The sequence below is a fragment of the Erythrobacter sp. HI0063 genome (assembly GCF_001635685.1).
GTDB lineage: Bacteria > Pseudomonadota > Alphaproteobacteria > Sphingomonadales > Sphingomonadaceae > Qipengyuania.
This window is the reverse complement of sequence record NZ_LWFF01000103.1, coordinates 1-20997: the sequence shown is the minus strand read 5'-3', so window position 1 is coordinate 20997 and position 20997 is coordinate 1. Positions and strand designations below refer to the sequence as shown.

Genomic DNA, 20997 nt, shown 5'->3' with positions numbered 1-20997 from the left:
TCTCCAGCCTGGTGCGGATGCTTTATTCCCGCGCCGGCGACCGTGTTGGGGGAGAAATCCTCCGCATAGAGCATGGGTTGATGGCGCGGATATTCGCCGACGCGGGAATAAAGCATCCGCACCAGGCTGGAGATCGTCGTCACGCTGCCGACCGAGGATCGCGCGTTGGCCGAGCCGCGCTGCTGCTGCAACGCGACCGCAGGCGGCAAACCGTCGATCGCGTCGACCTCCGGCACGCCGGCCTGGTCGATCAGGCGACGGGCATAGGGCGCAACCGATTCCAGATAACGTCGCTGGGCTTCGGCATAAAGGGTGCCGAATGCGAGCGATGACTTGCCCGAGCCCGATATGCCGGTGAACACCACGAAGGCGTCGCGCGGTACATCGACGTCAATATTTTTGAGATTATTCTGGCGCGCGCCGCGAACCTGCACGCAATCGGGCGGCCCTGCATGCCTATGATCGGTGGCCGGCGTCGTCGCGTGAATATCCTTGCTCTTCACTTCAGTCTTCCTGCCTTATTCGCCCGTGGGCCCGTGGTTCATCACGGTCGGGCAAAAGATGAATGCATCGCGACGCGTTGCCCATTTGCCAGAGGGCGCGTCATCATGGCCGGGGTCGGGCCATGATGACGGCTGAGTTGTCGATCCGAGCGCTTCGCGCCGCTTCGGATCGGTGGGTCAGTAGTGAATGACTGAGCGGATCGACTTGCCTTCGTGCATCAGTTCGAAGGCCTCGTTGATCTCCTCCAAACCCATCGTGTGGGTTACGAACGGGGCCAGATCGATATCGCCTTTCATCGCGTCCTCGACCATGCCGGGGAGCTCTGTCCGTCCCTTGACACCGCCGAAAGCGGACCCCTTCCATACGCGGCCCGTGACGAGCTGGAATGGGCGGGTGGAGATTTCCTCGCCCGCGCCGGCAACGCCGATCACGATCGACTGACCCCAGCCACGGTGCGCTGATTCAAGCGCGGCGCGCATGACGTGGACGTTGCCGATGCACTCGAAGGTGTGATCGATACCCCAGCCCGTCATCTCGATCAGCACTTGCTGGATGGGCTTGTCATGATCCTTGGGGTTGATGCACTCGGTCGCACCGAACTGGCGTGCCAGCTCGAACTTGGACGGATTGGTGTCGATGGCGATGATGCGACCCGCCTTCGCCTGGCGCGCACCCTGAATCGCCGCGAGGCCGATGCCGCCGAGGCCGAACACGGCGACCGAGTCTCCGGGCTGGACCTTGGCGGTATTGTGGACTGCGCCGATGCCGGTCGTGACGCCGCAGCCGAGCAGGCAGACGTGTTCGGGGTTTGCCTCGGGATTGATCTTGGCGAGCGAGACTTCGGCGACGACAGTATATTCACTGAAGGTTGAACAGCCCATGTAATGATAGAGGGGCTGACCATTGTACGAGAAGCGGGTGGTCCCATCGGGCATCAAGCCCTTGCCCTGCGTTTCGCGGACAGCGACGCACAGGTTGGTCTTGCCCGACAGGCAGAAGTCGCACTTGCCGCATTCGGCGGTGTAGAGCGGAATCACGTGATCGCCCGGCACGACGCTGGTGACGCCTTCACCGACCTCGACAACGATGCCCGCGCCCTCATGGCCCAGAACCACCGGGAAAACACCCTCCGGATCACTCCCCTCCAGCGTGTACGCGTCGGTGTGGCACACACCGGTATGCGTCACCCGTATGAGGACTTCGCCTTTTTGCGGTGGGGCGACATCGATTTCGACGATTTCGAGGGGCTTGCCGGCCTCGAAGGCAACAGCGGCGCGAGATTTCATGTTGGGATACCCTTATTGAGTTAAACTGGTTGCTGGTGCCAGGCCGTTGCGTCAGCGCAAATTCGTCGACATTCGCATACTGGTATGTACGCCGATCGTCCGATCCTCTGTCGAGGAAGGGGGAGCGATCGTTCACTCCCCCCGGTATGCCGGTCAGACCGTAACGACGACCTTGCCGATTTGTTCGTTCGATTCGAGGAAGCGGTGAGCCTCCTGGATGGCGTCGAGCGGGAAAGTGCGCGCGATCTGCGGCTTGAGCGCGCCCGATTCCAGACCCGCAACGATGAACGCCTTGGCGCGATCGAGGGCGGCATCGTCCGAGACGATCTCGCTGTAGAGATACCCTTTGAGCGTGAGGCTTTTGCCCAGCACGGAGAACAACGGGAACGGCGTCGGTTCGCCACTGAGCGCGCCATATTGAAGCAGGATGCCGCCGCGTGCCATGCTCTCGGTCAGCGGCTCGAACGACGGGCCTCCGACCGGATCGAACACCACGCGCGCACCTGCGCCGTCGGTTATCTCCATCACCCTCGCTACCAGATCCTCCTCCCCGGTCGCGACGACATGATGTGCACCGGCATCGATCAGGGCCTGGCGCTTGACGCCGGTACGCGTCGTCGCGATCACCGTCGCGCCGACCATCCGCGCAATCTGGAAGGCAGCAAGGCCGACGCTGCTGGAGGCAGCAGTGACGATGACGAAATCGCCCTCGCCGAGTTTCGCCTGCTCCACCAGTGCACCCCAGGCGGTGACATATTGCATCCACACGGCCGCCGCTTCCTCGAACGACAGCGCGGCCGGATGCTTGACGACGAGGCGGGCGGGCACGTTGGCCACCTCGCCATAAGTGCCCCAGCGCGCGATATCGAGCGGGGGGATGACGCTGACGGCATCGCCTTCCGCAAACCCGGTCACGTCCGCGCCGACCGCAGCGACAGTGCCGGCAGCTTCGTAGCCGAGGCGGCTCGGGAACTCGGCTTCCTGAAGGTAGGCATGGTTGCGGAACATCACCTCGGCGCGGTTTATGCCTATCGCCTTAACCGCGATCTGCACTTCGTCGGCCGCGGGCGCGGGGACTGCCACATCTTCAATCCTGAGGACGCTGGAGTCGCCATATTCGTGGATACGGACAGTGCGGCTCATGGGAGACTCCTTGATTATTGAATGATCGTTCTGTAAGGGAGCGGACCACCAGTTTCAAGATATTATTTATCGATCGTTCCATATCGTGCACCAGAGATGACAGAGACGAAAGCCCGTCGCCGCGCAGGTCGACCTCGTGTGTTCGACACTGACGCTGCGCTCGACAAGGCGGTGCGGCTGTTCTGGCAGCGCGGCTACGAAGCGACATCGATGGCAGATCTGGTGGCGGAGACTGGCGTCGCCGCCGCCAGTCTCTATGCAGCGTTTGACAACAAGGCGGGGCTGTTTGCGGCGGTGATCGAGCGCTACGCCGCGACGTTCAGCGTCCACCTCTATGCACCCATCAACGATCCGGCGTTGTCCACCTACGAGGCCGTCAAAGGCCTGCTGGAACGAGCGGCGTCATCATTCTCGGAACCTGGAACGCCAGCCGGCTGCTTCATGTATTCGGCAGCGGCAGCCGTTTCGCCGGCGTCCGCCGCCATCGAATGCCTGCTGCGCGACAAGCGTATCGCGGCGGAGGCCCTCCTGATCGAGCGTCTGCGACGCGGCGCCGCACAGGGCGAGCTTGCGGCCAACACCGATCCGGCCGTGCTAGGCAAATTCATCAATACGGTCATGGAAGGCATGTCCGTTCAGGCGCGCGACGGCGCTACGATCGACGAACTGCTCTCCATCGCCAAAATGGCACTCGATCGATGGCCGGCCGCGATATGATCGTTACTTGGTGGTCATCTGCAAATCCGCCTCCCGCGGGCCGAACCGCCGAACTCATCTCATAGGACGAAAGCACATGAAACACGTGACATTGCCCGGCGGGGAAGTGGTTCCTTCACTGGGTCAAGGCACCTGGAAGATGGGCGAACGTGCCGAGCGGCGATCCGATGAGATCGCCGCGCTGCGCGCGGGTGTCGAGCTGGGCATGACGCTCGTCGATACAGCCGAAATGTACGGCGATGGTGCGGCCGAAACGCTGATATCCGAGGCGCTGGGCAGCGTTCGCGACCAGTTATTCCTCGTCAGCAAGGCATATCCGCAGAACGCATCGCGCTCCCGCCTTGCCGGTGCGTGCGAGGCGAGTCTGAAGCGGCTCGGCACCGACCGGCTGGACCTCTACCTGCTCCATTGGCGGGGATCGGTACCGCTCGCTGAGACAGTGGAGGCATTGGAGGCGCTCAAATCGGCAGGAAAAATCCGACACTGGGGTGTCAGCAATCTCGATATCTCCGATATGGAAGAGCTTGTCGCTGCGGGCGGGAATGGCTGCGTGACCGACCAGATCCTCTACAATCTGGTCCGGCGAGGCCCCGAATTGGACCTGCTGCCGTGGCTCGCCGAGCATAACATACCGGTTATGGCGTATAGTCCAGTCGAGCAGGGACGGCTTTCTACCCACCCCGCTCTCGAGAAAATTGCAGCCGAGGTTGGCGCAACCCCTGTGCAGGTCGCACTTTCGTGGACGTTGCGGCAAGATGGTCTCATCACCATCCCGAAAGCGAGTTCAGTCGCCCATGTGCGGGAGAACCGCGCCGCCGCCGATATCGTTCTTTCCGACGCTCAGCTTGCGACACTGGACGCGGCATTTCCCAGGCCACGCGACCGCCGTCCACTCGAGATGCTTTAGCGTCAGATGACGATATTATCGCTCGAAGGAACAGAACCCAAACCGGATCGGCGGTGGAAGCCGAATTTAAACTCGTTGAGCCTGCCACTGGCGCGTGAAGTATCCTTCGCAAGCCTTCGCGCAGCAAGGTGAACCACTAGGAGTCTTTTTATGGATCGGATGCCCGCACTCTTTATCGGCCACGGAAGCCCGATGAACACGCTCGAGAGCAATGGCTACACCTCGGCCTGGCGGGCATTGGGGCCTGAGTTGCCCCGCCCCAAGGCGATCCTCGTGGTTTCTGCACATTGGTATTTCGGTGCCACGGCGGTGACGGCCATGGCACGCCCTCGCACAATCCACGATTTCTACGGTTTCCCACAGGAGCTGTTCGACTTTGAATATCCGGCCAAGGGCGATCCGGACCTCGCGAAAGAGATCGTTGAGCTGGTGAAGCCCGAGTGGGTGGGTCTCGACCAGGATCAGTGGGGTCTCGATCACGGAACGTGGTCGGTGCTCGCCCACCTCTACCCTGAGGCCGACATCCCGGTGGTGCAGCTCTCGATCAACGCGCTCAAGCCGCTGAGCTATCATCTTGACCTTGGCGCAAGACTGGCAGCCTTGCAGGACCGCGGCGTCCTGGTGGTCGCTAGCGGAAATGTCGTTCACAACCTCCGAGCCGTGCGCTGGAACCAGCCCGATTTTGCGTTCGACTGGGCAGAGCGTTTCGACGAAGCAGCGGTTAACCAACTGGCAAAAAACCCGGGCGATCTGCTGCGCCTCGTGGAGCATCCCGATTATGCCGCGGCGGTTCCCACTCCCGACCATTTCGTTCCGATGCTTTATCTTGCCGGAATGGCGGTTGCCCGCAACGAAACCCTTGATCCGCTGGTGCGCGGCTATTCGATGGGTTCAGTGTCCATGACCTGTTACGGTCTTGGCACTGAAGGTTTGGCATGCTCCGAAAAAACGGGCGCGGCCAACTTGCCGAGTGATGTGCCGGCCGACCAGACGAATACATGATCCCTCGGCACACGGGGGACAGGCATGATGAAGTCAGGACGGAAGATACGAAACGTCGGAGTTCGTCTTGATCCTCGAAGACGGGAACATGTCGGAATCCTGGCTCTGCCCTCTCGGCTCGCGAAGTCGCGCCTAATGATTTTGCCTTCCTAAAGGGCGTGTTCAACCGAACTGACGAGGATCATGCCGCGGGTTTTCTCGATCATCAGCTGTGGGCGCTGCGCACAAGCCTCGACCAAGACGCAATAATCGTCCCCCTCTTTGTCGATGACGGTACGATAGACAGTTACACCCTGTAGCGACATGAGGTCGAGCACACGCAAAGGCATGTCGAGCGAGCCGACCCCGCGAATAAGAAATCGGTCCACGGTCACGCAGCGACAGCGAGTTCGTCAGGCGCGTCCAGCGAGGCTTTGGCGATCCGCTGCCGAGCCAATTGATCTGCAGCGGTTTGTGGCGCGACTCCGTGCGTTTTTCCGTGGGTGAACACGTCTGCCAGACGATCTGCGGTCGCTTCCACCCGTGCGTTCGAATCTGCTTGGGGCCAGCCCAGATATTTCGCGGCGACGTTGATGATTCCTCCTGCGTTCACGACGTAGTCAGGCGCGTAAAGAATATCGCGCTCGGCAAGACGGTCGCCGTCCTCCGTAGTGGCCAGCTGATTGTTGGCAGCCCCGCGGACCACCTTCGCCCGCAATTTGCCCGCCGCCACTTCGTCGATCACGCCGCCCAGCGCACAGGGAGCGAATATGTCCGCCTTGGCCGAGAGAATGTCGGCGGCACCAACGACGGTGCCGCCGGTTGCGATGGCAAAGCGCGCTGCCGCGGCGGCGTTGACATCGGACACCAGCAATTGCGCCACTGCCTGATGCAGCATCTGCGCGAGTGCGGCGCCAAGGTGACCGACGCCTCGAATGGGGATCGGGCAGTCGGACAGTGGCCGATGCAGCCTTCTGTGGGCGGCAAGCTACATCGAAGGAAAGACCCCCCGTGCGGTCCATGGCGATGGATCGCCGCCGACGCTATCAGCTTCCAGCGGTAACCCGGCGACATGGGCCGTATGTGTTCGCACCAGCGCCATGTCTTGGGGGGTCGTACCGACATCCTCTGCCGTGACGTACTGCCCATTCGCCGCCGCTGCCTGTTACCCTTTTCATCCTTTTACGATGCCGAAGGACCAAAGGACGCTAAAGGCCGTATCTGGTTCGACCACCCCGATGGCGACAAGCCCCTATGCACCGGTATCTAGCGCGACAGCGACGAATAGGGCGTAGCTATTCGATGACCATCACCGACGCTTCGAAAGAGGCCTTGCGCTTCTACAACCAGAAGCCGGTCATCCTCATACCCGCCGATCGCTGGCTCGATCACAACCGCACCGACGCCGCGGCGGCCCGCCGACCTTATTGAGACGAACTCACGATCGATCAGACGTCCGATCCTTGGCGCGAGGGTTAGCTCATTCAGTTTCAGATAACCGGTACCTGAATCATAGCTCCTCCGGTTTCATCACGCATTTGATGCAGCCATCGTGCTTGTCGCGGAAGGTCTTGTAGAAATCCGGGCCGTCCTTGAGGTCGCCGCGATGGGTGATGATTTCCGACAGGTCGATCTCACCGGCTTCCACCCGCTTAAGCAGCGGCGCGAGATAGCGTTGCATGTGTGTCTGTCCCGATTTCATGGTGAGCCCCTTGTTCATGAAAGGCCCGATCGGGAACGTCACCTTATCGGCATAGACGCCGGGGACGGACAGCGTCCCGCCCTTGCGCACCGACATGACCATTTCCTGCAGCGCAAACGGCTGGTCGGACATGCCGGTGGTGTGCAGCTCGACCTTGTCCTTGATATCGCCCAGCACGCCGTGCCCGTGGGCCTCAGCGCCGACCGCGTCGATGCCTGCATCCGGTCCCCGGCCACCCGTCATCTCGTCTAGCGCCTCCTTGACGTCGGTCTGGCTGTAATCGATGGTTTCGGCTTTGCCGTAGCTCGCGGCGAGTGCCAGCCTTTCAGGCACCCGGTCGATCACGATGACACGTTCCGCTCCCATCATCCACGCGCTGCGCACTGCGAACTGGCCGACCGGTCCTGCTCCCCACACCGCAACGGTTTTGCCCTTTTCATCGCCGATGGCGTTTTCCGCCGCCATCCAGCCAGTCGGAAAGATGTCGGACAGGAACAGCACCTTGTCGTCCGGCAGGTCGTTTTCCAACTTGATCGGACCGACGTCGGCGTGGGGCACCCTGACATATTCTGCCTGACCGCCGGAATAGCCACCGGTCAGATGGGAATAGCCGAAAAGTCCGGCAGGAGCGTGGCCCATGGCCGCGCGCGCGTTTTCCGCGGTGCGATTGGTCGTATCGCACAGAGAATACATTTCGCGCTGGCAGAACCAGCATTCGCCGCAGGATATGGTGAAGGGCACCACCACCCGGTCGCCGACCTTCAACCTTTTGACATCCGCACCGACCTCGACGACTTCGCCCATGAATTCGTGGCCCAGGATATCGCCCTGTTGCATCTTGGGAACGACACCATCCATCAGATGCAGGTCGGAGCCGCAGATCGCGGTCGAACTGACCTTGAGAATGCAGTCCCGGGGATCCTCGATGCGAGGATCGTCGACCGTTTCGCAGCGGATGTCGTTCGTTCCGTTCCAGACTAATGCGCGCATATTGGGACCCTTTTCGATGAATTCGGTTATTCCTTCTACCCTTTCAAACCTCGGAAGTTCCTAGTCTGGCAGATGTTAGACGGCCATTGGGTTGGGATCGACCGAGGCGTTTTTTACGCTTTGCTTGATGCCATCGATCGAGTTGCCGAAATGGAACTGACAGCACCATCACAATTGACTGTCCTCTCAACCTGCAATGACACCAGTAGTTTGTCATCGCTTGCAAGTGCTTATGCCGGTGCCAGGCTTCTTCCATGGTAGCGTGCTTGACACACCTCGCGGCATCGGAAGCGATGACTGAAGGGCGGAAATCTAGATTATCCGGCGAATGTCTATGCTCTACGATACTGCTGCCAGGACCGAAGATCCTCTTCCGACCCAAAAAAGATGGCGTGAGCGCGGAGGCGAGCTCTGCTGTGCGCTTTTTCGAATACTAACCAGCTTACCGCAGCATCATCCAGAGTCCTAGCGATCCGTGGCATCGAGAATGACGCTGATCGCTTAATCTGGCCGATCCCACATAGGGAAGTGTCCGCTGCGCTCGAACCAGTGCATTGTCGCTTCCGGGTAGGCAGCCTTCGCGCGGCTGGCCTGCTGCGGCAGACACGGGCGATCCTTGTGACCCCGGCCGATGACCACCCGGGTCGACCGGGTCGCAGGGCCTTCCTGCATCGGGCCAGTGGCAAGGTCCTTCACCAACGAGTCGAACGTAGGCGTATCGGCAAACGACTGCAGTTCATTCAAGCCGAAACCGGGATCGGGCGCGCAGGGTCTTGCGGAAAGCTGCGGCATGAATCCAGTCCGGCCTGTGACATTTGGCGTGAGGGCGGGAAGCGCCGGTCGCAAAGCCCGTACCAGTGCAATCGATGCCGTTATGGTGGTCCGGAAGAACGTCCGCTCCCACCCTTGCCAGAAGCCGCCCGGGTCCAGGGCGACGACTGAGCCGGCGCGACCGCGCCGCGCCATCTCGAGCACAAGCCCGGCGCCCAAGGAGATGCCGACCATGTCGATCCCTGTAAAGTTCTCTTTGATGAGCCAATCGTCCAGGCTCCGCGCCAGCCCTTCGAACCTACCGCTGTCGGCCTGTGCGGGGGCTTGCCCATGGCCAGGCAGTTCCAGGATAATCACCTCCCTCGCCTGGGCGAGGGCAGGCGAGATCGTATCCCAAGACCGACGGCTCCCCCCAAGCCGTGGACGAGCAGATGGGTTTTCCGCGGCCTAGTCGCGTGTGAAGTATGCTCATGCAAAGGTAACGCGTCGCAAGGACTTAGGTCCCCCCCGCCCCGAATGTCCACATAGTCAATAAAGTCGCTAAGAACGGACAGTCCGCTCTCGGGTCGGTAGCCGAACGGCTGCTTTTCCGAATTTCGACCCTATCAGCAGACAGTTTGGAATCGGCCCAACAGCTGCCTAAACAGGTTCTCCAGCACCCTTCCACTCGTGCATTGCGCGAATGAGCTCAGCGGTTGGATATTCTTGAATGTCCTCTTCGGAAGATCCTAGCGCCCACTCTCGTTCCCAATACCATTCTTGGAAAGCGATATATTTCCCTTGAATTTTTGCCGATCCTATCGCGGCAGCTCCAGCCTGAGCGATGAGCCAACTTCGCACATGCCGGACTGCTTTTTCATAATCACCGGCATGAGCCTGTATATCCCAGCCGGAAATATCCGAGAGCGCCCGTTGATAGTCGTACCGCGTATGTTCGAGAACGAGAATGCGCTTTTCCGTCAGAGGGAGTGGCCCAAATCGACGGCAAGCATGATCCAAACCAAGTTCAAACGGCATGTTCATGCGTGCGTATTCGTCGACCGTGCTCGCCTTGCAGCGGCTTAGATCATGGATGCCATATTTGGAGCCACGTATAAGATCAGCGATGCGGTCAAGCCGCGCCGCCGCGTTATCAGCGTTCTCCGGAGCCAGCCGAGGATGGAAGCCGAGATAGACGATGCAAAAAGCAAGCGCCTGCAGGATTGGCGCGTAATCGTCGTCAAACGGACAGTTGAGGAAAACCGACTTCTCGAAGGGTGGAGGCAAACTTAGCCCTTCGGCGGATGTGGATCGTTTCCGTAGGAATTACGTTCCCTGATCCGGCCATCACGGCCGTGTATATAGAGTTCAGTCTTTTGGTTCTGCGCGATTCTCGTTCCTGCTTTGATCGCATCTGCTTGCGTGTCGTGCACGCTACTGGCTCTGGACGAACCAGCTTTCTTCACTGCCCATCCACCAGATGAGCTGCGGACTACATGCTGACCCTTTTTCGCCATGGTTCTGACCTCCGAGATCAATATAGCATCATTTCCGGCCCATCGCTAGGTGCAGCACGCCGATGTAGTGACCACAATGTCCGATAAACCCGACCACAGATCCGAGAACTGACAGGTAGCTAACGGCCCCATTCTAGCCATTCAATGCAACTGAGCCAAAGCGGCAGCTTTTGGGCCGTGAGCTGACCGTCTGCTTCCAATTGGAAAACGGGTAAAACCGACCTTCGACTGCGAATTTAACAGGAGCATAGCGTAACGCTCTTAGAGGCAGCGAGGGTACGAAGCCGGTGAAATGCCGGCCTTTACCGCCAGCCCTGCGCGCGGGCAGCCTTTTCACCTTCCGCATCGAGAGCGGGGCCGGCTGCCATCTCCTGCGCCAGCGCCAGAATCTCCGAGTCGCCAGCCCCGGCCATGCGGTAGTCGGTCGATGCGCCTTCGCTGTCGTTGCCGACGGCCTCGAGCTTCCAGCCTTCGTCGTCGCGGCAGGCAATCCCGCCGCCCGCGCTGCCGCTGAAGGCGCGGCAATAGCGACCTTCCTCGCCGCGGAATGAGAGCAGCACGCGGGTCTCCACCGTCTGCGACTGGCTGGCCACGAGGCGTTCGTCGAGCACCGCTGCAAGCTGGGTATCGGCGTAGTGCGATGCCTCTCCACCCAGGCCCGGCAGGAATACGGCCAGCGCCAGTGACGCTGCGAGAGCAGGGCCAGCAAGAGCCAGCGGTCGCCTCAGACGCCGAGAATGCTCCCAACACCGATGTCACATTGCTCGCCGGGTCAGACTATGTCGCTGGGGAAGTTAATGGCCAAGATTATGAGACCGTGTCCATAAACGCGGGAATTTCTGCGCGGTCCGGCCGGTTTTTCTCACCGCTTCGGTCCCGTATGTCATTACCACGGCGCCAGAGGAGCTCATCGTCAGCAATGGCGGGGTGCTTGGCACGCCGCTTCTTTCCCAGCCATCGACGCAATCCCGTCAGTTTACTCGTGAAGGGATCGGTGATCTCGTTCTTCAGGGCGGATACCTTTTCCCACTTGGAAGCATGGACGCTTTCATCGCCGGCAACGTAAAGATCCCCACCGCATCTCGTGAAAAAGCCCTAGGAACAGGCGAGCTCGATTACGGAATAAGTGGTCAAGTTTCGCGGCCGCTTGGGCGAACGCTTCCCTTTGCTTCTGCTAGCTACACGGTCATCGGCGAGCCCGAGGGATTCGATGTTCGAAACACTCTAGCCGGAACCGTGGGCAGTCATTTCCTTCTGAGCGACGCGAGTTCGGTGACAGTTTCCTATAATTACGAGGAATCGGCCACCGCCAGCGTTGAAAACCATCAATCGGTTGGCCTGGGCCTGGAAACCGGCCTTCCCTCTCGCATTCGACTGGGTCTCGACGCACGCGCCGGATTATGCGGCGACGCTCCAGATGCTCGTGTCGGGTTAAGGGTCGGAATTGGTTTCTGACCGACCGCGTTCGAGATTTCCACGTCGGAAGATGCGGAAAAGGGCTCGATGACGTTTTTCCCGTACGGAGGCTCTCATGGGTGAAGCGGCCGATCAGGTGCCGGATCAGCCACGATGTGTAACGCGGCTAATCCGGCTGAGGGAAGTGCGGCATCGCGTGGGCTCGAATGATTGAACGATCCCGCTTGCAGACTGCCGACTTTGTAACGTAGCAAATGCAGAGCGGACTTCGGGCAGCCGGCAAGTGCCGATCGTCTGCCCGAGGTCTCGGCCTCTGTAATCCGCTATTCATTGGTGGCCCGCCATGAGCATCTTAGTGTCGATTTTCTTTCGAAGCTTAGCATTTTTCGGGCTCTTTACGCTCAGTATACCCGCTTATGCGACTGGCGGACTGTCATGCAAGACGGCGGATCAGCGTCCGATAGTGGTGTCACTTGGCTTCGGGCATGTGCCGAGCGCCGGACTGTTCCTGGCACGTCTCGTCGATGATAAACAAGAAATTGAGGTTACTGTATCCCAGTGGTGGATGCGCGGACCGGAATTGCGGCTCGCGCTGGTTTCCGCAGATGCGACCAGGAAAGAACTCATCCTGATCGCTCACTGGAACGATGCGGCGCATTCCTATGACGGGTCGGTGTGGCGATCGGGACGCAAGCGCTGGGTTCGCTGCCGCGAGGCTTGAAACACGGCGCGAAGCAGCGAACCGAGCGAAGGTCAACGAGCACCCGCAAGAGCTAGCTGCCGGAGGAGGCCATGGACCCAATCTCCTAGTAGAGTACGACGCGCCGGCATTCCCGAGCACGAACGAAGTCCAGACCTGATTTATCAATGGTTCAGAGTGGTTTGAATAGGTTCCACTGTAACATGAGGAGCCGCGTCATCCCCTGGCATTTTACAGCTGTTCTCATGATGCTTTCAGCCTGTTCGGATGGGGCTTCCGTTTCGCAGGCCGATCAAAGTCAAGCATACGCCACGATTCTCGAGGCGCTGCCCTATGCGCCGGTCACCCAGCTTGAGCCGGAGCCGTATTCCCCAACGCTGCAGGATCGCCGCTGGCGGTTTGCCGACAAGCTTGAGGAACAACATCTGCCCATGTTGCGCCGTCTCAAGCGTGGCGAGATCGGAAACTTCGGGGGAATCGAATGGCGATGGCGCGACGGGCCGGAGAATGACGGTCTGGGCACGATCACAGGCGTCGCCTATTTCCTAAACGAGCCTGCGGCGACCTTGCGGCGCTATACCGGCAATCCGCTGTTCCAGCCCGCCACTGCCGGCTTCGCTCGCACCGACCAAGACCGCATCGCTCGCGAATGGGCTGACCGTATCGGTGACGGGATCGCATCGCCCGGGTTCGGCAACATCGGTGTGCCGTGGATAAACATCGCGCTCCCCCGTGCCGAGTTCGAGGCGATGCGAACCGCAAAGCGATGGGCTATTCCTCCTAATCTTGCTCTGCGTTTCAGCGAATGGGCGGAGCCGGATCTCCCCGCTGTCCCCGATGGGCTGCGGCCTTTGATCCGCTACTTCCCGAACGAACAGTCGCTGGCCGGTCCCACGCCCGACCTGGCAACATACGATGCGATCGTGCTGCGCGACGGATGCTTTTTCATCGACGAAGAGGGCGCTGACGATCCTCTGGCCATGTTTCCCCTCGGCGTCGGCGTGCACCGTGATCGGGAAGGGCATCTGGCCTTCCGGTCTCGCCACTCCGCTAACGCGCGACAATTGGCCCGGGTCGGTACCCGCATGCAACTCGGCTACCGCGCAGAAGTGGCAGAGCCTCCGCCAGCGCTGATCGAAGCCTGCGGGCGCCACCGCGTGGTATCGGTGAAATCGCTCGATCAGGCGGCGGGTTATGGCGGGGTGTGGTTCGCGGTGCAGCAAAACGCCGCGCGCGAGGGGCTGAGCAAGGCGGAAGCGCTGCGCCAGGCCAATGATTGCCTGCTGGAGCAGGAGCGCGTCCTGGCGGACAAAAGGCTTCGCGGCGGGATGGACGAGCCGCAATGCTGCGAGATGACCATTCTTATCCCGCCCACTCCACCAGTGGAGCGGGGTGCAGGATGACGAGGGGCGAGCGGTTAGTGCTGGCATGGCCATGTGCTGTCGGTGTGTGCCGGAGATATGACGGGAGATGGACCGATCACCATCGCGCAGCCTGCTTTCGGTGGATAGGCCGGCGTTAATGGCTCCCTCGAGCTTCGACGCGATTACATCGACGCTGGTGCTGATACACCTCCCACAGCGTTGTTAATCCCGAGAATTGCGACAGATGAAGGGTCCTTGCACGTGATTTCGAAGCGATCGACGAACTCTCTCCCGCTTGCGCTGAGGCGTCTGGCGTTGCCGTTCCTGGCGGTCATGGTGAGTGGCGGTTGCACTGCAACGGCCGATAAGGTGCCGCCGGAAACATCCAAACAGCCGTTCAGGGCGGAATTTGGCGAGCGGGGTTTCGCTACGATCCTCAATGCGCCTCCGGCTGAATTCACGGCAGTTCTACCAAGCGACCCGCCGTCGCGCACGGCCGAGCAGATTGCAGCGGACGAGCAGTTCCAGCGTGTCGCGGATTTTCAAGGTCGAGTGAGTGACGAAGTGGCGGAGCTCTCTCGCCGACTCGAGCGCGAGGAGCGCGGTAATTACGTCTCTGTCTACTACGATAACGAAGGTGATCCCTCGGTTGTCTTCCAGTTCCTGCGCGATGGCCCGGGAACCTTGCGCAAGTACACGCGCCATCCGCGCTTCTTCGGCAAGACGGTGCGCTGGTCAATGGAGCAGATGCAGACTGACGCGCAGTGGATGTGGGAGACTTTCCGGGAGGACCGGGTGCTGCAGTCGACCGGGATCGCCGCCAACCATGTCACCGCCGAGGTGGTGGTGTCGGAGGAAGAGTTCCGCGCGCTGGTCGCTCGCAAGGGCGTGACGATACCGGAACCGGTGAACCTGAAGTTCCGCGCTGCGCCCATTGTTCCGCTGATCAATCCGCCGCGTCCTGCTGCGCGCGACGAAGCCGTGCCCGCAGCGGTCGCACCGCACATCCGCATCTTTCCCCGTCACGACCGGCCCGCCGGTTCCGTAAATGCCATCGGCAGCCGCGCAAAGATCGTCCTCGAGGACGGCTGTTTCAGGGCAGCGAACCATGACGATGCTTTGGTGCTGTTTCCCTTCGGAGCACGCCTCTTCGTCGACGCGCAGAACTACCTCGCCTTCGGCCGCGAAGAGACTCCCGGTTATGCTCGCGTGGGCGAGACAGTCGTGTTCATGGGGTCAATTTATGAAGTGACCGAGCCGGTGCTGGTCGGCCCAATCCACGCGGCCTGCGGGCCGGGTAAGGTCATCAAGGTGGAAGGGCTGGAAAGCGCCGACGCGCGAGACCGGCAGCAGGCGAGCGATAACGAGGTCAACGCGCTGCGCCGGTTGCGGGAGAGTTACGGCCTAGATGAAGCGTAAGCGCGGCGCGCTTACACCTGGCTCGAGCAGCGGCAGGCGGGCCGCGGGCAAATTGGGCTGGACGGCGTGCGAATGCCGCCGATCGATGCTTTGATGGTCATCATGAGTCCGCCGCCCCCGGTAGTGGACCCCGCGAACTGTCCGCCGGGCAGCAGCCTTAGTATAGGCCTGTGCCGGACGCCCGAAGGCTATCTGCGGCCGCTTCCCGAGTGGCTGTCGGAGTTTCTGGAGCAGGATCGATGAGAGCCGCAATACTCACCGCAGCCTTCGCAGCCACTCTCGCGGCTTGCACGACCACTCCGCAGCAAAGCCCGGGCGATGCGGCAAAGGACGCCATCTCGTATGATCTGACTTCGGGACAGGCACGGCTCGCCGCCCGGCTTTATCCTGAGCTGGCCGAGGCGGCCGGACCCAACGACAATCTGTTCGTCTCGCCCTTATCTCTGAGCGAAGGATTGGGTCTTGCGCTGTTGGGGGCGCGAGGGCAGACCGAAGCAGAAATGCGGGATCTGCTTGGCTGGGAAGCGGCCACTCGGCCGGAGTTGCTGGTCAAAGCCTACGACGATTTCCTGACCGAAACGCGAGACGACAAAGTAGCGCTTTCGGTCGCCAACGCGCTCTGGCTTTCCGACGAGCTGACCTTCGAGGCGGACTATTTGCGGACTACCCGCGCGGCGTTCGGCGCGACCGCGGACACTGTCGATTTCGGGGGCGATCCGCAGAGCGCGGCGAACCGGATCAACGGTTGGGTCTCCGAGGAAACGCGCGAGCGGATCAACAAGATCGTCGATGCGAGCGGCTTCAACGATAGCACTGCCGCGGTGTTGACTAACGCGGTCTGGTTCAGGGCCGACTGGACCGTGCCGTTCGAGGACGGCTCCACAGGCGAATTCACCCGCGGGGACGGCTCGAAGGTTGCGGCCCACATGATGGAGCGGCTCGCGCCGCTGCAATATCGCGAGACCCGCGACGGGCAAGCGGTGGCATTGCCCTATGGCAAGAGCCAGCGCTTCGTGATGGAAGTGTTTCTGCCGAACGATGCCCAGACCCTGAGAAGGTGGGAGCAGAACCTTCACGCACTTTCGTTTATGCTTGCCGATCAGGGCAGCGATGCGAAGTTCGATTTGGGCGCTTCAACAGAGCAGACCATTCTGCTTCGTCTGCCCCGCTTCGAAGCGCGCTTCGACCAGAGCGTGAAAGAAGCGCTGATTGCTGCTGGCATGCCCTGCGCCTTCGCAGAAGCATGCGCGAACTTTTCCGGCATGGCCAACGCGCCGCTCAGGATCGACGATGTCGCCCACGCAACCTTTTTGCGGGTCGATAAAGAAGGCACTGAGGCGGCAGCGGCAACGGCTGTGAAGATCGTAGTGGTTGGCGCGCGGTTGGTGCCGGACGTGCCCCGTATGATCGTCGATCGGCCGTTCCTCGTCACCATCCGCGACCGGGCGAGCGGCGCGCTAATCTTTATCGGTCGCATCGCTGACCCGACCCCGGTGGAGAAGGCGTCATGATGCGATTTATGCTTTCCGCGGGCGCGGTCGTTTTCGCACTGGCGCCGCCCGCCCATGCGCAGGAGGAAAAGCCTCTTTCAGAAACCTGTCCAAATCTTACCGCCGAAGAGATTGACGGCATTGAGAATTTCAAGGGCGAGTTCGCCGAAACCGCCTGGTATGCCCGCGCCTACTGCGTGAGCGTGGAGGAGGCGCACCGTCGCATCGAAATCCAGTTGCGCGGCTCGATTGGCCCGCGCACCGAACCGGGGCCACCACCACTACCCGCGGCGCCCGACGATTCCATCGGTAATCTGCAAGGCGTTCTTCGCGAGAAGGAACCGGACACATTTGCCGGACTGTGGATCCAGCACGAGCCGACTTACGGTGTGGCCGTCGCCTTTACCCGCGACGCGGCGGCAACGCTTGCAAAGTATACCAACGACCCGCTGTTCTTCCCCGTCGAACGGCCCGGACCATCATTGATCGAGCTGCGGGCGACGCAGGATCGTCTGGTCGAGGACCTGTCCCGTCTCGGCATTAACTGGTTTGGTGCAGGCAGCAATGTCACGACCGGCAAGGTCGAAATCCAGCTCGGCCAGAGCGCCGATCCGATCCGCGAGGCCGCTGCGCGCGGAGAGATCGATCTGCCGGATTACGTGGTGTTCGAGGAACCAGACCCGTTCCCGGTTCCCGCGCCGCCGATCCCGCCGGGCGACTTTCGCGTCAAAAGCTTTCCCCAATTCGCGTTCCGAACCGATGGTATGCCGCGCACGCTCGTCGGCGTGCCGGATGTCCCCGCGAGGCTCGAGCTGCGCGATGGATGCCTGTGGCTTCATCCCGAAGGTGAAGATCCCAGAATCGCGATATGGGAACAAAGCGAGGCGCTCGACCTGACCGATCCGGCGCGCGTCGCGGTGATGAACAGGTTCTCCGGCGGCAAGGTCTTTGCGAACAGCGATGTCGTGCTGATGGGCCTGCAGCCGGGCGAAGTGACACCGCCGATCGACACTGTCGGTACCGACGGATGCCCCGGCCCCTATCGCGTTGTGCGCGGGATTATGCCGCGCGACGTCTGGGACAGGCAGCGCGAACAGGCGGCGCTGGCCGATCGGACGCGCGAACTGGGCAGCCGGGCGGCGGCCGAAGCCGACTACGCTGCAGACATGGCGCGTTTTGCCGACTTGCGCAGTTGGCGAGATCGCGTGATGGCGGAACGCGGCGACATAATCGCGCAGATCTACGTCGACGAGGGGCAGGCCACGGCCCATGTCTTTCACACCGATGCGGTCTCGCTCGATGCCCTCGCTCCCACCGCGCTCCGGCCCTTCGTGACTGGGCAGGTAGTGCCGCATGGTGCGAATGCACTGAGTGCCGCACGCGACGACATCGCCAATCAGCTGGCCGCAATTGGTCTCGAGGCGCAGATCACCATTAACGAGATCGAAGGCTATGTCGGAGTGCGTCCCGAGAATGTGCGCGCACTCTCCGAGGCGGCAGTAGCGGGCAGGATCGAATTCCCGGCGCTGGTCCGGCTGACGATGGAAAACCAGTCCGCCGTCTACCGACAGGACATCGCGATCCGCAGCGATCCCGAGGCCATCTGGTATCCGCTGGAGGCGCATCCGGACTTTTCCGCCATCCGTGCGCTGGTCGAGCAGACGCCGATCATGCGGCTCGAACCGCCACGCCCCGGCGAGACCGACAGCCGCTGGATCGCCAGCAAACCCTCCGGAGCCGGATCGCTGCAACAGACGCATTTTCTCGTCGCCTACGGCCAGACGCTGGACCGGATCGAAGATCTTCGGCGGGCAGGGTTTGACCCGATCGAGGCGCTGGAGGACATGAACGGGCGGGCAACGGTCGAAAAACGCGCAGTGCTCGCCACCGATATCGTGATCGCCGAGCCGGTGGGGATCGATACATTCGATAATGGGCCCGACGGATTTGCGTCCACGGTCCGCTGGCGAATAGTCGAGACCTTATCTGGCGATGTCGCTCCAGGAAGCGAGCTGCGCCAGCGGCTTGCCTCGGGCGAGCGCCTGAACGAAACGGGGGACCGCGTTTACGGGCAAGGGATGGACGAGCCGGTGTTGCTGGCCGGACTGCCAAACTCGCTCGAACCCGGATCGCGGTGGGTGCTGCATCTAAACGACGCGCTCTACCGGCACTCGGCCTATGTCCAGGGTGGAGAGGGCGCAGCGCGCACGGAAGGTCGCTGGTTCATCTCGATCCCTTGGGTGCCGCCCTCGCGCATCGACGAGGAGGGCATGGTGCGTCCGGTCTCACTCCATCCGGAACCAATCGCACTCGATGAATTGCGCGAACGATTGGCGCCCATCGCAGGTGCGTTGCGGACCGAGGAGAGTGAACGAAATGAATAGATCTGTCCTGATCGCGTTCCTTATCGCCGTCTGCGCGGTGCCCGAAACCGCAAACGCCTGTACGTACAGCCAGCGCCCCGAACCCGTCGGTCATGCCAGCGGCCAATATTTCGCGAATGAAATGCTGGATGCGGCGACATACGCCGATCTGGTGCTCGTGGAGGATGACGGCACCAGGGGCGGTGACGCGCGTCCGACCGGCATCATCACCGTACGCACCATCGCGCGATTCAAGGGCAAGAGCGCCGACCGGTTCACCCTGTTCGGTGCGCCGCTGACGTTCTCGCCCGACAAGGAACGCATCTTCTCCGAGCCCTGCAACACTTTACCAGCGAGACGGGCCAAGTGACGCCGTTCGCCTTCATCGAAGAACGTCCCTCGCAGTTGTTCCGAGAACCGGTTGCCGAAGGCGCCCCACCGCCACCGCCGCCCACCACGAGTTGCAGCCCGCCCGGTCTCACCGCCGAGACCGGGCGATTCTACGTCGTCCTCCGCGATGTGGAGGGCAGGGTTCTCAACCGATTGGCCATGAGCGACGGAAGGGCTACCGCGCCTAATCATCCCGCGTTCGGCGTTGTGCCTGTCGCGCTTTCAGACGAGGATTTCTGGCTCTATTCGATTCGACTTGCAGCGTATCGCGATCCGACTGACACTACGATCCAGCTCCTTCACTTGCGGCCCGGCAGTTCCGCCGCCACCGTCGAGAAGAGTTTACGCGCTGCCGGGGCAACGATCCGTTCGGCTTACTATTCGCGCGGCGATTTCATCGAGGAAGTGCGACCGGCGCCTCACGAACAGGAGCGCGCCTGGCTGGAAAGAGCGGGTACTTATCTGGAAACCAGCCAAGGCGGACGCATTGGCGAACCCCATCATAGCGCGGCTGAATTCCTTCGCGGAAAGCTCGGTCCGGACAGTGTCTATGGCACGGGCCTTGGCTACCAAATTGCCCAAGCCTTCACTCAGTCGGTTCGCGAGGTGCAGCAGGCGACAACGGCGCCCCGCCTAGTCGCAATCGAGGTTGCGGAGGAGCCCACCGCATTCGCAAGCTTACCGTTCGTCAATAGGATCGGGCCGCTGGATCGCGAAGTGGATCGCCTGCCGCAAGTCAGCGGCGCGGATGAGGCCGCCACCTTTGCAACCATGCAGCGCATTGAGCGCGATATCTGGCTGCTCAATGGCGGGAACGGCAACCGTCAGGGGACGCTGCCATGAAGCTCGCATGCCTGCCAATCTGCCTTCTGGTCGGTGCTCTTGCTGGGTGCGGCGAGCCAACCGACATCGTGGTGCCCGAGCGTGAAATTCGTGATTTCGGTGGCATTGAGCTGGACCGGCTCAGTTTTTCCTTTCCGTTCGGTTTCAAGTTCGCAGGTGCTGTCGAAACCTGCCCCAACCAAGCCAGCGACTGTCCGCTGGCGGATGACAGCACGCATCTGGTCTGGCGCTCAGGCGACCTGCGGTTCGATTATATGCTCGATCTATATGGCGGTGTGCCGATGGGCCCCGACTGGGGCGACCCGATCACGATCAACGGCAAGCCTGCTTTCCGCAAGTATCTCGACAATGGCGCCACACGCTATCTGATCACGAACCATTATGGCGGAGCGGGCAGCGCCGCCGTGGCAATCTGGCATGAAGAAGAGGAGCCCGTCTTTTGGGGTACCTGCGACAGCGAGAAAAACTGCGACACGGTCCTGCAAACGCTCGCCAGCGTATCGATGCGGAGCGCC

At 61.4% G+C, this 20997-nt stretch carries 22 protein-coding genes and 1 pseudogene; 13 read left to right on the top strand and 10 right to left on the bottom strand.

The window, feature by feature from the left end:
• The 3 genes and pseudogenes from A3736_RS04495 to A3736_RS04485 all read right to left on the bottom strand — a co-directional run.
• Nucleotides 1-488 (bottom strand): annotated as a pseudogene (locus A3736_RS04495) (excinuclease ABC subunit A); the annotation flags it as partial.
• A gap of 192 nt (nt 489-680) precedes the next feature.
• The gene (locus A3736_RS04490) at nt 681-1790 is read right to left on the bottom strand and encodes an S-(hydroxymethyl)glutathione dehydrogenase/class III alcohol dehydrogenase (protein WP_067679738.1); all 1110 of its coding nucleotides are present in this window, start codon (nt 1788-1790) and stop codon (nt 681-683) included.
• 153 nt (nt 1791-1943) lie between these two features.
• Nucleotides 1944-2933: a zinc-dependent alcohol dehydrogenase family protein gene (locus tag A3736_RS04485; RefSeq protein ID WP_067679735.1), complete on the bottom strand. Its 990-nt coding sequence runs from the start codon at nt 2931-2933 to the stop codon at nt 1944-1946.
• A gap of 138 nt (nt 2934-3071) precedes the next feature.
• On the opposite strand from A3736_RS04485, the gene A3736_RS04480 reads away from it, so the two are divergent.
• The 3 genes from A3736_RS04480 (at nt 3072) to ygiD (ending at nt 5559) form a co-directional block, all read left to right on the top strand.
• Entirely contained in the window at nt 3072-3650 is a 579-nt protein-coding gene (locus tag A3736_RS04480) for a TetR/AcrR family transcriptional regulator (RefSeq protein WP_229735549.1), read from the top strand.
• Between the two features lie 76 nt (nt 3651-3726).
• Complete coding sequence (locus A3736_RS04475) at nt 3727-4557, top strand: aldo/keto reductase (RefSeq protein WP_067679732.1); 831 nt, start codon at nt 3727-3729, stop codon at nt 4555-4557.
• 150 nt (nt 4558-4707) lie between these two features.
• Entirely contained in the window at nt 4708-5559 is an 852-nt protein-coding gene (gene ygiD, locus A3736_RS04470; protein ID WP_067679729.1) for a 4,5-DOPA dioxygenase extradiol, read from the top strand.
• A 149-nt stretch (nt 5560-5708) separates the two neighbouring features.
• Here ygiD and A3736_RS04465 read toward each other — a convergent pair whose 3' ends face one another.
• Both A3736_RS04465 and A3736_RS04460 read right to left on the bottom strand, forming a co-directional pair.
• Nucleotides 5709-5927 carry a hypothetical protein gene (locus tag A3736_RS04465; RefSeq protein WP_156501971.1) on the bottom strand — a complete coding sequence of 73 codons (219 nt, stop codon included), beginning with the start codon at nt 5925-5927 and terminating at the stop codon, nt 5709-5711.
• 2 nt (nt 5928-5929) lie between these two features.
• A complete protein-coding gene (locus A3736_RS04460) occupies nt 5930-6421 on the bottom strand; it encodes a hypothetical protein (RefSeq protein ID WP_197465489.1) in 492 nt (163 codons plus the stop codon).
• A 419-nt stretch (nt 6422-6840) separates the two neighbouring features.
• Between A3736_RS04460 and A3736_RS18140 the strand changes: the two genes are divergently transcribed.
• On the top strand, nt 6841-6969 hold the full coding sequence (locus tag A3736_RS18140; protein WP_255362954.1) for a hypothetical protein: 129 nt from the start codon (nt 6841-6843) through the stop codon (nt 6967-6969).
• Nucleotides 6970-7048: 79 nt separating this feature from the next.
• Here the strand turns inward: A3736_RS18140 and A3736_RS04455 are convergent, their stop codons facing one another.
• The 5 genes from A3736_RS04455 to A3736_RS04440 all read right to left on the bottom strand — a co-directional run bounded on the left by A3736_RS04455 (nt 7049) and on the right by A3736_RS04440 (nt 11108).
• On the bottom strand, nt 7049-8230 hold the full coding sequence (locus A3736_RS04455; RefSeq protein WP_067679721.1) for a zinc-dependent alcohol dehydrogenase: 1182 nt from the start codon (nt 8228-8230) through the stop codon (nt 7049-7051).
• A gap of 501 nt (nt 8231-8731) precedes the next feature.
• Nucleotides 8732-9358 (bottom strand): alpha/beta fold hydrolase, encoded by a 627-nt coding sequence (locus A3736_RS04450; RefSeq protein ID WP_233999229.1) that lies wholly within the window; start codon nt 9356-9358, stop codon nt 8732-8734.
• A 282-nt stretch (nt 9359-9640) separates the two neighbouring features.
• Entirely contained in the window at nt 9641-10267 is a 627-nt protein-coding gene (locus A3736_RS17380; RefSeq protein WP_197465488.1) for a hypothetical protein, read from the bottom strand.
• A 2-nt stretch (nt 10268-10269) separates the two neighbouring features.
• Nucleotides 10270-10497, bottom strand: coding sequence for a DUF2188 domain-containing protein (locus tag A3736_RS16600; RefSeq protein WP_082851305.1), 228 nt, complete (start codon nt 10495-10497; stop codon nt 10270-10272).
• 302 nt (nt 10498-10799) lie between these two features.
• Nucleotides 10800-11108, bottom strand: a complete 309-nt coding sequence (locus tag A3736_RS04440; protein WP_067679715.1) for a hypothetical protein — start codon at nt 11106-11108, stop codon at nt 10800-10802.
• 316 nt (nt 11109-11424) lie between these two features.
• Between A3736_RS04440 and A3736_RS16965 the strand changes: the two genes are divergently transcribed.
• From A3736_RS16965 to A3736_RS04405, 9 genes are all read left to right on the top strand, one after another.
• Nucleotides 11425-11952, top strand: a complete 528-nt coding sequence (locus A3736_RS16965; protein WP_197465487.1) for a hypothetical protein — start codon at nt 11425-11427, stop codon at nt 11950-11952.
• Between the two features lie 304 nt (nt 11953-12256).
• Nucleotides 12257-12634: a hypothetical protein gene (locus tag A3736_RS16960; protein WP_156501969.1), complete on the top strand. Its 378-nt coding sequence runs from the start codon at nt 12257-12259 to the stop codon at nt 12632-12634.
• 224 nt (nt 12635-12858) lie between these two features.
• Nucleotides 12859-14016 carry a hypothetical protein gene (locus A3736_RS04435; RefSeq protein ID WP_067679712.1) on the top strand — a complete coding sequence of 386 codons (1158 nt, stop codon included), beginning with the start codon at nt 12859-12861 and terminating at the stop codon, nt 14014-14016.
• 276 nt (nt 14017-14292) lie between these two features.
• Nucleotides 14293-15396, top strand: a complete 1104-nt coding sequence (locus A3736_RS04430; protein ID WP_067679709.1) for a hypothetical protein — start codon at nt 14293-14295, stop codon at nt 15394-15396.
• 239 nt (nt 15397-15635) lie between these two features.
• Entirely contained in the window at nt 15636-16907 is a 1272-nt protein-coding gene (locus tag A3736_RS04425; RefSeq protein ID WP_233999228.1) for a serpin family protein, read from the top strand.
• Nucleotides 16904-19270 (top strand): hypothetical protein, encoded by a 2367-nt coding sequence (locus A3736_RS04420; RefSeq protein ID WP_067679706.1) that lies wholly within the window; start codon nt 16904-16906, stop codon nt 19268-19270. Before A3736_RS04425 ends, A3736_RS04420 begins: the two co-directional genes overlap by 4 nt.
• Nucleotides 19263-19619: a hypothetical protein gene (locus A3736_RS04415; protein WP_067679702.1), complete on the top strand. Its 357-nt coding sequence runs from the start codon at nt 19263-19265 to the stop codon at nt 19617-19619. The genes A3736_RS04420 and A3736_RS04415 overlap by 8 nt, the downstream gene beginning before the upstream one ends.
• A 227-nt stretch (nt 19620-19846) precedes the next feature.
• Nucleotides 19847-20482 (top strand): hypothetical protein, encoded by a 636-nt coding sequence (locus A3736_RS04410; protein ID WP_233999226.1) that lies wholly within the window; start codon nt 19847-19849, stop codon nt 20480-20482.
• The coding region (locus A3736_RS04405; RefSeq protein ID WP_156501967.1) for a hypothetical protein at nt 20479-20997 on the top strand (519 nt) is incomplete at its 3' end. The genes A3736_RS04410 and A3736_RS04405, both read left to right, overlap by 4 nt.